General features: G+C 55.4%; 8 protein-coding genes. 7 read left to right on the forward strand and 1 reads right to left on the reverse strand.

Annotation, left to right across the window (positions count from 1 at the left end; translation table 11 throughout):
* The 7 genes from MVK46_RS07355 to nuoI all read left to right on the forward strand — a co-directional run.
* A partial coding sequence (locus MVK46_RS07355; protein WP_297535984.1) for a proton-conducting transporter membrane subunit occupies positions 1 to 900 on the forward strand: 900 nt, incomplete at its 5' end.
* A complete protein-coding gene (locus MVK46_RS07360) occupies positions 897 to 2,747 on the forward strand; it encodes a proton-conducting transporter membrane subunit (RefSeq protein WP_297535985.1) in 1,851 nt (616 codons plus the stop codon). The genes MVK46_RS07355 and MVK46_RS07360, both read left to right, overlap by 4 nt.
* The gene (locus MVK46_RS07365; RefSeq protein WP_297535986.1) at positions 2,748 to 3,644 is read left to right on the forward strand and encodes a respiratory chain complex I subunit 1 family protein; all 897 of its coding nucleotides are present in this window, start codon (positions 2,748 to 2,750) and stop codon (positions 3,642 to 3,644) included. It abuts the gene before it with no gap.
* A 4-nt stretch (positions 3,645 to 3,648) separates the two neighbouring features.
* Positions 3,649 to 4,227: an NADH-quinone oxidoreductase subunit B family protein gene (locus MVK46_RS07370; protein WP_297535987.1), complete on the forward strand. Its 579-nt coding sequence runs from the start codon at positions 3,649 to 3,651 to the stop codon at positions 4,225 to 4,227.
* Positions 4,218 to 4,817, forward strand: a complete 600-nt coding sequence (locus MVK46_RS07375; RefSeq protein ID WP_297535988.1) for an NADH-quinone oxidoreductase subunit C — start codon at positions 4,218 to 4,220, stop codon at positions 4,815 to 4,817. The genes MVK46_RS07370 and MVK46_RS07375 overlap by 10 nt, the downstream gene beginning before the upstream one ends.
* A gap of 4 nt (positions 4,818 to 4,821) precedes the next feature.
* Positions 4,822 to 6,009 carry an NADH-quinone oxidoreductase subunit D gene (locus tag MVK46_RS07380; protein WP_297535989.1) on the forward strand — a complete coding sequence of 396 codons (1,188 nt, stop codon included), beginning with the start codon at positions 4,822 to 4,824 and terminating at the stop codon, positions 6,007 to 6,009.
* A gap of 5 nt (positions 6,010 to 6,014) precedes the next feature.
* A complete protein-coding gene (gene nuoI / locus MVK46_RS07385) occupies positions 6,015 to 6,686 on the forward strand; it encodes an NADH-quinone oxidoreductase subunit NuoI (RefSeq protein WP_297535991.1) in 672 nt (223 codons plus the stop codon).
* Positions 6,687 to 6,690: 4 nt separating this feature from the next.
* On the opposite strand, the gene MVK46_RS07390 is transcribed toward nuoI, so the two are convergent.
* Positions 6,691 to 7,549: aminotransferase class III-fold pyridoxal phosphate-dependent enzyme (locus tag MVK46_RS07390; RefSeq protein ID WP_297535990.1), on the reverse strand; the 859-nt coding region annotated here is incomplete at its 5' end.

The raw sequence follows: 7,549 nt of genomic DNA on the forward strand, positions 1-7,549 counted from the left end.
CTCGCAGGGCACATCAACCCGACCGTTGCCCAGGTTGGACTGGCCCTCGTAATCTTCGGTCTCGCGGTAGAGGCGGAGCTGTTCCCGCTCAACGCCTGGGCACCAGATGCCTACCAGGCGGCACCGCACCCTGTAACGGCCATGTTCTCGGCCTTCGTCGTCAAGGCCGGCCTCTACGCGATGGCTAGGGTTCTCTACCTCATGAGCGCCGTGGGGAGCTGGCACAACGTCCTCAAGCTCCTCGTGGTCATGGCAACCCTCACCGTCGTCGTGGCGGAGTTCTCAGCGTTGAGGCAGAGGAACGTCAAGAGGATGATAGCGTACTCGTCAATCAGCCAAGTAGGACTCATAGCGCTCGCCTTTGCCCTGGGAACCCAGGCGGGCGTTGATGCCGGGGTCTTCCAGATGGTCAACCACGCAATAATCAAAGTCCTCCTCTTCCTCGGCGTTGGCTACGTCGCGGTACAGCTCGGAGGAGCGGACATTGAGAACTTCAGAGGATTGGGAAGGAAGATGCCGGCTACGGCATTTGGAGTAACGATAGGAGCAATGGCGGCTGTTGGAGTCCCCCTGTTCAACATATTCTGGAGCAAGCTCAGGATAATCCTTGCAACAATACAGGTCGGCTACACGTGGGCGGCCTTCCTGGTTCTGGCGGCCAGCGTTGCTGAGGCTGTCTATTACTTTAGGCTCGTGCACGCAATATGGTTCGAGGGAGGGGGAGAGAGGGTCGGCGAAAGCGTTCCTCTGGTGGTTATAATGATAGCCCTCGCAATACTCGTCATCGCAATAGGAATTTACCCGAACTACGCATGGAGCATCTCCCAGAAGGCCGGCGCTGACATATTCAACGTTGCGCAGTACATCAAGAACGTTCCCCTGATGGGGGTGGGAGCATGAACGAGCTCATGATAATGCTTTTCGCCCCACTGATTGCGGGCTTCATAGCCTGGGCCCTTGACATCAGGGGAATACGAGAGATTGTCGGAGTTATAGGTGCAGCTGTCCCCCTGGGGATACTCGTGAAGTACTACCCAACGATTACCAGCAAGGGCACCGAGGGAATAGTCCAGACGATAAACGTTGGCGGCTTCCACCTCGTCTTCCAGCTGAACACACTAACATGGTACTTCGCCGTTATAGCTTCGCTCGTCGGCGTTGCGATGGCCTTTGGAATGGCCAGCACATCAAAGAACTCCTACGAGTGGCTCTTCGCCCTGATGAGCTACACTGGAGTGCTGGGTGTCTTCCTAAGCGGTGACTTCGTTGGCTTCTTCCTGTTCTGGGAGATAATGACGTTCGCCAGCTTCATGATGGTTCTCAGGAGGAACAAGCACGAATCCCTCAAGTACTTTGTGCTGAGCATAATAGGGGCCTACGCCATGCTCATAGCTATAGGCCTGCTCTACGCCAAGACCGGGACGCTCGACTTCAACACGATTAGACAGGCACTCTACATGGACGCAATGATTGGAAGTATAAGCAGGGGTGAGATGGCGCTGATATTCGGCCTCTTCGTCACGGCCTTCGGCGTCAAGGCTGGTGCCGTTCCGCTCCACGTCTGGGCGCCCGGTGCCTACAGCGAGGTCGACCAGAGCTACACAACCTTCTTCAGCGGAGCCTTGAGCAAGGCCGGGGCTTACGGGTTCCTGCTCCTCTACATACTCATGGGCGTTAAGCTCGTCTCCGCCCTAGGGGTCTGGCACAACCACATGCTCTTCGCCTACATCATAGCCTGGATTGGCGCGATAACCGTTGTCGTTGCGGGGTTCCTAGCAGTCCTCCAGGAGGACATAAGGAAGCTGTTCGCATACTCCTCCGTGAGCCAGGTTGGCTACATACTGCTCGGTCTTGGGGTGGGAACTCCCCTCGGAATAATAGGAGCGCTCTTCCACGTGCTCAGCCACGCGGTTTTCAAGGGACTGTTCTGGCTCGTCGTTGCTGCGCTGATACTCAGGACGGGCAAAACCAAGTTTGAGGACTTTGGAGGACTTGCCGAGAAGATGCCGGTAACATTCTCAATGGCCCTCATAGCAGTCCTCAGCCTAGCCGGAATTCCGCCGATGGCAGGCTTTGCGAGCAAGTGGCTCCTCTATGAGGCCGCCATAAACGCCCACATGCCCCTCGTTGCCGGCGCGATATTCCTAGGAAGCGGTCTAGCGTTTGCCTACGTCGTCCGCTTCCTGTACGCTGTCTGGTTCGGTCAGAGACCGAGCGACCTCGAGGACGTTAAGGAAGCACCACTCCCCATTCTCATAGGCATGGCAGTCCTCGCGATTCCAAATATCGTCTTCGGCATAGCCCCCGGTCTCGTTACGAAGTACCTCAACGGCCTGTTCTCGGAGCCGGTTGTCACGGGAGACTACTTCAAGCTCGTGACAACCAACGGAACCTACAACGCCCTGCTCGTCACGATACTGCTGGTCTTCGGTCTTGCCGTTGCGGGAATAGTCTTCATCTATGGAGCCAAGACCAGAAAGGTTCCGGTTACCGACACCTACCAGTCGGGCAACCCGGTAACCGAGGACTACAACCTGAGCATGAGAAGGCACTTTTACAGGCCGCTGGCGGAAGCTCTGGAGTTCTGGCTCAGGTACAGCTGGGACAGGTTCTACGAGCGTCTTGCAGGACTTGCTGAAGACTTTGCGGACACCCTGAGGGAGGGGATATACAACGGAAACGTCCAGAGCTACGCCTGGTATCTGGCGATTATACTCCTAATCCTGGCACTGTGGGGGGTGTTGTGAATGTTCGAGTGGAAGTTAGCCCTTGAGGCAATAGGCATGGTTATCTACGCCACCTTCATGGGGTTCATATTCATGGGCATTGAGAGAAAGGCCATGGCGAGAATTCAGAGGCGCGTTGGACCGCCGATATATCAGCCAATCATAGATACACTCAAGCTCCTCGGAAAAAAGGAGAGCGTAAGCCACGGCTTCATCTACGACTTTGGACCTGTCTTTGCACTCGGAGCGAGCATAGCGGCGCTCCTCTTCATTCCGCTGGCCAACTTTCAGCTCTTCAGCAGCAACGCCGACCTCATCGTGGTTGCGTATCTCCTCGAGGTGCCGATGCTCGGAATAATGCTCGGTGCCATGAGTTCCGGCAACCCCTACTCGGCCGTCGGTGTCCAGCGCGGTCTGCTCACCATGGTCGCCATGCAGTTGCCCTACGGTCTCGCTTTGATAGCAATCGCCCAGTACTGGGGAACGTTCAAGTTGAATAGCATAGTTGCCCTTCAGCAGCTCCACGGCTGGAGCATAACGGTTCCCGCACTGTTGCTGGCTTTCATAGTTTTCGACATAGTCTTCCAGGCAATGCTTGGACTCGAGCCGTTCGACATAATCACGGCCCCCGCGGAAATCTCGATGGGTCCGATGGTCGAGTACGGCGGCAAGCACGCGGCACTGCTCTTCACCCAGCACGCGGTTCAGCTATTCGCCGAGACGGCTTTCTTTGCAGTGCTCTTCCTTGGCGGAGCCAGCAACCTGCTTGAGCTTCTCATCAAACAGATAGCCGTGCTATTCATAGCGATATTCATCGCCAGCATCTATCCTCGCTTCACCATCGACCAGGCGGCGAAGTTCTTCTGGAAGTGGCCGACCATACTGGGAATAATAGCCGTAATACTCGCGGGGTGGTGAAAGAATGGGAGGCGACTTCATAAGCTATGAACTCAAAGAGTTCAAGCTCTTCGAACCCCTGTTCAGGTGGGCGAGAAAGAAGAGCATATGGCTGGTTGCATTCTGTACCGGCTGTGGCGGTATAGAGATGCCGCCGCTTGTAACGGCCCGCTACGACATTGAGAGGTTCGGTATGATGCCGAATCCCGCCCCGAGGATGGCCGACCTCTTCCTGATTACCGGCTACGTCACTCCAAAGACGCTCAAGAGAATTATCATCACCTACGAACTCATGCCCGACCCCAAGTACATCCTTGCCCACGGCTCCTGTCCAATAAACGGCGGCGTTTACTGGGACTCCTACAACGTTGTTAAACAGCTCGACAAATACATTCCCATTGACGTTGCCATAGCCGGCTGCATGCCGAGACCAGAAGCAGTGATGGACGGTATAAGAGAGATAATGAGAAAAATCGAAAACGGAGAGGCCGATGGGTGGAGAAGATACAGGGAGAACTACGAGTGGTATAGAAAGAATCAGGATGAGCTCTTTGGGGAGGGCTGGCGCGAGAGGGATGCGAAGAGGTGGTTGGCATGGCTGTAACCGATAATGAGGTTAAGAACAAGGTTGAATCCACTCAGAAGGCTCCCCAGGATACCCAGAATGCCAAGCCCGAGCTGCCGAACACCAAGGAGGGCAGGCTCGTGAAGGAACTCCTCGAGAAGGCCCCCTACGCCGAGGGAAGCGTCAGACGTGAGAAGAGGATAGAGTTCAGAGTCCCAGCCGAGAGAATACATGAGTTCCTTGAGATTGCAAGCGAAAAGTTCGAGATGCTTATGCAGATAAGCGTGGTTGACTGGCTCAAGGAGGGCGAATTCGAGCTGGTTTATCAGCTCTGGAGTGTCAGCGAGAGCGTTCACGCGTTCGTTAAGACAAGGATTTCAAGGGAGAACGCAAAGATGCCGACGGTCATGGACATCTGGCCGGTTGCGGAAACCTACGAGAGGGAAGCCCACGAGTTCTTCGGAATAATCTTTGAAGGCAACCCGAGGCTCGGTCCGTTCATCCTAGAGCCGCGCGAATACGAGAAGCACCCGCTCAGGAAGGACTTCAACACCCTCAGCTACGTCAAAACCATCTACGGCGAGGATTTCGACAGGTACGATGAGAGTAAGACAAACTATGTAATATGAGGTGATGCTCATGAGTTTGGAAGTTCCAAGGGAGCTTAGGGAGGAGGCAAGAAAGCACGACATGTACCTCACCCCGATAGCGAAGGACACCTACGAGCTGTTCTTCGGTCCACAGCACATGGCCACCGAGAACTTCAGCATAATCCTTAAAATGGACGGTAACAGGGTCGAAAAGGCCATAGTAAACCCCGGATTCCTGCACCGCGGTTTTGAGAAACTCGCTGAGCAGAGGCCCTATTTTACCAACATAGCCCTGCTCCTCAGAATATGTGTTCCCGAAAGCGACGTGCCCGAGAACATCTACTCTATGGCCGTCGATGAAATAGTCGGCTGGGAGGTTCCTGAAAGGGCGATATGGATTAGGACAGTTGTTCTCGAAATGGCGAGGGTTTCTTCATGGATGTTCTGGATAATGGGCTTTGGAAACGAGATAGGTCTCTACACAGCCGGCCAGTGGGCGGCAGCTTATCGTGAGAGGCTCATGCGCCTCTTCGAGGAGCTAACCGGAGGAAGGGTTTACCACATCTACACCGTCCCCGGAGGAGTCAGGAGGGACATACCGGGCGACAAATGGCTAAGGCAGTTGAGGGACACCGTTGAGTACATCAAGTCCAAGCTCAAGGACTTCGACGAGATACTCTTCGACAACTACATAACCTTTGAGAGGACTGAGGGAGTTGGCGTTATGGACAAGCGCTTTGCACTCAAACACGCCGTTACCGGTCCGAACCTCAGGGCCGTTGGAGTTCCCTACGACGTCAGAAAGGACGACCCCTATTACCTCTACCCAGAGCTCGACTTCGAGGTTCCTGTCCTGAAGGAGGGTGACAGCCTCGCAAGGGTTCTCGTCAGGAGGTACGAGCTGGAGCAGGACCTCTACATACTCGAACAGCTTCTCGACATGGGGCCGCCGAGCGGGCCCTACATGGTGCAGGACCCCAAGCTCAAGAACCTGCCGAGGTTCAAGGTTCCTGCAGGAGACGCCTACGCCCACGTTGAGAGCACCAAGGGTGACTTCGGTGCCTACGTCGTCAGCGACGGAAGCCACAAGCCCTACCGCGTCCATGTCCGCGGACCGAGCCAGAGCCACGGAGTTACGGTGCTTGAGGAGCTCCTCAAGGGAGCCCGCCTCGCCGACGTGCCGGTCATATTGAAGACCCTTGACAACTGTCCGCCCGACATAGACAGGTGATGACGATGCCCGCGAGAGTGGTTGGTGAGGAAAAGGTCAAGCTCAAGAAGTCCTTCGTCAAGCCCTGGATAGGCATCAAGTACCTCTTCAAGAAGCCCGTAACGATAAAGATACCCTTCGAGAAGATAGAGCCGGCTCCAAAGTACAGGGGATTCCACACGCTCGACTGGAAGAAGTGCGTCGGCTGTAACTTCTGCGGTCAGATATGCCCGGCGAGGGCAATAGAGATGACGTGGCTTGAAGTGGAGGGCAAGATGGAGAAGAGGCCGCACCCCAAGATAGACTACGGCCGCTGTACGTTCTGCCAGTTCTGTGTCGACGTCTGCCCGACAGGGGCACTCGGCTTCACCGAGTCTTACATCCTAACAACGGATGGAACGGAGGATGCTTTAGAGCTCTTTAACTGGGTGCCGATTCACCCGGACAAGGTCAGGGAGTTAAACGAGGCCTACGGCGACTACCGCTTCCCAGTCGTCAGGATTGAGAAGCTCGGCGACGGAACCTACCGCTACCACCTCAGAAACGGCGAAGTCTTTGAGTTCAAGATACTTGGCTACGGCATAAGGCCGCCCAAGAAGCCCACCCCTGCCAAGCCAGCCACCGAGGCCACTGCAAATAAGGAAACCACTAAACCCGCCGAAAAGAAGGAATCAAAGCCGGCCGAGAAGAAGGAGTAACTTTTTACCATCCCTGCACCTTTTCCAAGACTTCATCGGGAACCTTTCCTTCTTCCACGTCCTCAATTGCTTCTTCAAGCCTGTCAAGGCCTTCCTCAAGGAGCTCTTCCTCTATAGTCAGCGGGGGCTGAATCCTCAAGACGTTGCCCTGGAGAAAGGCCACTATTAAGCCCAGCTCGTAGGCCCGCCAGACAATCTTCTTTGCCTCCTCGTAGGCCCTCTCCTTCGTTTCCCTGTCCTTAACGAGGTCAACACCGAGCATCAGCCCAAGACCGCGGACGTCGCCGATTAGCTCGTGCCTTTTCTTCATTCTTTCAAGCCTTTCCTTTGCCTTCTTCCCGAGCTTTTCGGCCCTTTGGAGGAGATTTTTCTCCTCGATTTCCTCGATGACGGCAAGGGCGGCGGCGCTCGCAACGGGATTTCCTGCGAGAGTGAAGGCGTGCCCCAAGGGTGGAATCGAGTCCATTATCTCGGCCCTTCCGATGACGGCGCTTATTGGAAGACCCCCACCGAGGGGCTTTGCGGCGGTTATTATGTCCGGCTCAACGCCGAAGTGTTCGATGGCAAACCACCTACCTGTTCTTCCAAAGCCGCTCTGGACTTCATCAACCGCTAGGAGGATGCCGTGCTCATCGAGGAGCCTTTTAAGTCTTCTGAAGTAGTCGTCTGGAGGCACGACCATTCCGGCGTCGCCCTGTATGGGCTCCGCCAAGAGAAGAGCTACGCCTTCGGCGTGGACCTCGCCCTCGAACTTTTCCTTTATGAAGTCCAAGCACTCCATACGGCACCTGCCCTTCTCCTTTCCGAAGGGACAGCGGTAGCAGTTGGGATACGGGATGAAGTGAACGTCGCTGAGCTGACCG

It is taken from the genome of Thermococcus sp. (assembly GCF_027066465.1).
Lineage (GTDB): Archaea > Methanobacteriota_B > Thermococci > Thermococcales > Thermococcaceae > Thermococcus.